Source organism: Plesiomonas sp., from assembly GCF_051650925.1.
Lineage (GTDB): Bacteria > Pseudomonadota > Gammaproteobacteria > Enterobacterales > CAMTGL01 > Plesiomonas.
This window is the reverse complement of record NZ_JBOFRH010000508.1, coordinates 1-3304: the sequence shown is the minus strand read 5'-3', so window position 1 is coordinate 3304 and position 3304 is coordinate 1. Positions and strand designations below refer to the sequence as shown.

Below are 3304 nucleotides of genomic sequence, written 5' to 3'. Positions count from 1 at the left end.
CTGCTTTTCACCGCCACGACGGTGTTTGTACTCAATCTCACCGGCATCAAGGTTGCGATCACCAATCACAACCATATGTGGAACACCCATCAGTTCCATATCTGCAAACATCACACCCGGACGCTCTTTGCGGTCATCCATGATGACATCAATACCGGCAGCTTGCAGTTCGTTGTACAGCTTTTCAGCCGCTTCTTGAACACGGTAAGACTTATGCATGTTCATTGGCAAAATCGCCACATGGAACGGTGCAATGGCATCTGGCCAGATAATACCACGCTCATCATGGTTTTGCTCAATAGCGGCAGCAACCACACGGGAAACACCGATACCGTAACAGCCCATGATCATGGTTTGATTGCGGCCATCTTCACCCTGCACAGCCGCTTTCATGGCTTCAGAGTATTTGCTGCCCAACTGGAAGATATGGCCCACTTCGATACCGCGTTTGATTTGGATAGAGCCCAAACCATCAGGTGATGGGTCACCTTCAACCACATTACGAATATCGGCAACGGCAGCTAAAGGCAGATCACGTTCCCAGTTGATACCGAAATAGTGCTTACCGTCTTGGTTAGCACCAGCACCAAAATCACTCAGCATTACAACACTGCGATCTGCAATGATTGGCATACTCAAACCAACTGGGCCAAGTGAACCTGGGCCTGCGCCGATAGCTGCACGGATCTCGTCTTCTTCAGCCATCACCAATGGGTCGGCAATCAGTGGCAGTTTTTGCGCTTTGATTTCGTTTAGCTCATGATCGCCGCGAACCAGCAGAGCAACCAGTGTATGGCCAGACTCTTCGGCAGCTTTAACGATCAGCGTTTTCACTGTTTTCTCAATCGGTAACTGATGCTGCTCGACCAGTTCAGCGATAGTTTTAGCATGTGGTGTATCGACAAGACGCATCTCTTCGCTTGGCGCTGCACGCTCACCGGAAGGCATCAAGGCTTCAGCCATTTCAACGTTAGCGGCATAATCAGAGGTGTTAGAGAAAGCGATATCATCTTCACCGCTTTTTGCCAGCACGTGGAACTCATGTGATGAGCTGCCACCGATAGAGCCGGTATCTGCCAGTACTGGGCGGAAGTCGAGATCCATACGGCTGAAAATGGCGCTGTAAGCCGCATACATTTTTTCGTACGTGATCTGTAAAGACTCTTGTGAAGTATGGAAAGAGTAGGCATCTTTCATCAGGAATTCACGGGCGCGCATAACACCAAAGCGCGGGCGAATTTCATCACGGAATTTTGTTTGAATTTGGAATAAATTCAGCGGAAGCTGTTTGTAAGAGAACACTTCATTACGAATAAGATCAGTGATGACCTCTTCATGTGTTGGGCCTAAAACAAACGGGCGATCATTACGATCAGCAATGCGCAATAACTCTGGGCCATACTGCTCCCAGCGACCAGTCTCTACCCACAAATCCGCAGGTTGTACTACCGGCATCGAGACTTCAATTGCACCCGCTTTGTTCATTTCATCACGAACAATGTTTTCAACTTTTTTCAGTACGCGCAAACCGGTCGGCAGCCATGTGTACAAGCCTGATGCCAATTTACGGATCATACCGGCGCGCAGCATCAGCTGGTGGCTGATCACTTCCGCGTCAGACGGAGTTTCCTTTAAAGTAGAGAGCAGATAATTACTGGTACGCATGGATAAAATTCCGTGAATAATTCAAACAAAATCACAAGGGTATTAGTGTAGCAGCGTGATCGGTCGCTCAAAAGCTTCTTTGGTTAAATCAGCTGCGCTTTTCAATCGCAATGACTTCAGCCTCTGACTCGTGCACCACCCAGCGCACATTGAAATCGAGCAAATGTACCGCATAGTGGCGATCATCTGCCTGCTGTTTTCGATAGGCAGGGCGGGGGTCTTGCGCAAGCACCTCACTGATAAAACGGCGCAATGTGGGAAGTTTTTTCTGCTGGGCGTGTAAACCCGACTCTGCTGCTGCATTAAAACGGATCGGCATTTGTGGTTCAGGCGCTTGCTGTGCAAACCCGGCGGTGGCATCAGGTTGGCTATCAACATAGGGCAGATAGGGTTTGATATCGAGAATCGGCGTGCCATCAACCAGATCAAGGCTGCCCAGCTTCAAAAAAATCTCACCATTGCGGCATACCGTACCGTGGTAAGCCACTTTTGATAAACCAATCGGATTGGGCCGAAAAGTAGAGCGGGTAGCAAAGACACCAATCCGCTCATTGCCGCCTAAGCGTGGGGGGCGAACCGTGGGGCGCCAGCCCTGATCTTGGGTTTGATGAAAGACAAAAATCAGCCACAAGTGGCTAAATTGCTCCAAACCCCGTACTGCATCAAGCTGATTGAAGGGCGGCAACAGTTGTAGCTCACCGATACCATCCTCAACCAGACCCGGCTGGCGCGGAACAGCAAACTTCTCTTTATAAGGTGAATGAATCACACCAACGGGCGTCATCGCCACAGTTTCTCGCGGGGTATCCAACGGCATCACCTTCTTTTATTTAGCGAGTGGGTATTAAGGGGCAACAATAATAGCTGACCCTTGGCAAAGTGCCACCTGCTTACAACCGGGTACATTATCTAAAATCAGGCATTGATTCAGCAAAAGTGCATTGCCGCCCATCTCCTGAACATGGCGCTGCGCAGCGTTACGCGCCTCCTGAATACTGGCCGGTTTCTCATTACTGTTGGCCTGACAAACCTCACCCTGAACGCGGCCAATGTTGCGATAATCAACATTGTTCAATTGATCGGTTTTTTCATACACCGCAACAGTGCTTGGTGCAAAGTAAGTTTTGACATTTTGGGGATTAAGATTGCTGTCTACACTGTAGTGAGTTGCACATCCACCCAATAATAATGCGGCTGAAACCAGAATGATCTTTTGCATTGCACTGTATCCATACATGAAAAATAAAGGGCTGCTATCCAGACACGCACATTGGCTGAATATTGCTAAAGGTACGGCTAGACGCTTTTTATGTATCAGTGATAGTAAAACAAAAGAGCACCCGAGGGGTGCTCTTGAAGAAAAAATAATCATATCAGGGAAGAAAAGAAAAAGGAGGATTACCAGCCTTTCACAACACCACCTTTAAAGACCTGATTGGCTGCCTGATACACCTCTTCGGTCTGGAAGGCTTTGACGAAGTTCTTCACTTTCTCTTCATTTTTATTATTGTCGCGTGCCACAATCAGGTTCACATACGGAGAGGCTTTATCCTCCACAAATAAACCATCTTTTGGCGGTGTCAGCCCAATCTGGCTGGCATACGTCGTATTGATAACCGCCAAGTCAACATCATCAAGT

At 48.4% G+C, this 3304-nt stretch carries 4 protein-coding genes; all 4 read right to left on the bottom strand.

What is annotated here, in order from left to right:
* The coding region (gene proS, locus ACRC27_RS12220; RefSeq protein WP_438639993.1) for a proline--tRNA ligase at nt 1-1665 on the bottom strand (1665 nt) is incomplete at its 3' end.
* Between the two features lie 88 nt (nt 1666-1753).
* On the bottom strand, nt 1754-2449 hold the full coding sequence (gene tsaA, locus ACRC27_RS12215) for a tRNA (N6-threonylcarbamoyladenosine(37)-N6)-methyltransferase TrmO (protein WP_438639994.1): 696 nt from the start codon (nt 2447-2449) through the stop codon (nt 1754-1756).
* A 60-nt stretch (nt 2450-2509) separates the two neighbouring features.
* Nucleotides 2510-2884 carry an Rcs stress response system protein RcsF gene (gene rcsF, locus ACRC27_RS12210; protein ID WP_438629215.1) on the bottom strand — a complete coding sequence of 125 codons (375 nt, stop codon included), beginning with the start codon at nt 2882-2884 and terminating at the stop codon, nt 2510-2512.
* A 179-nt stretch (nt 2885-3063) separates the two neighbouring features.
* A partial coding sequence (locus ACRC27_RS12205) for a MetQ/NlpA family ABC transporter substrate-binding protein (protein WP_438639992.1) occupies nt 3064-3304 on the bottom strand: 241 nt, incomplete at its 5' end.

Bases quoted from the DNA above. Each gene is read 5' to 3' on its own strand.
- tsaA (WP_438639994.1), bottom strand. From the start codon at position 2,449: ATGACGCCCGTTGGTGTGATTCATTCACCTTATAAAGAGAAGTTTGCT.
- rcsF (WP_438629215.1), bottom strand. From the start codon at position 2,884: ATGCAAAAGATCATTCTGGTTTCAGCCGCATTATTATTGGGTGGATGT.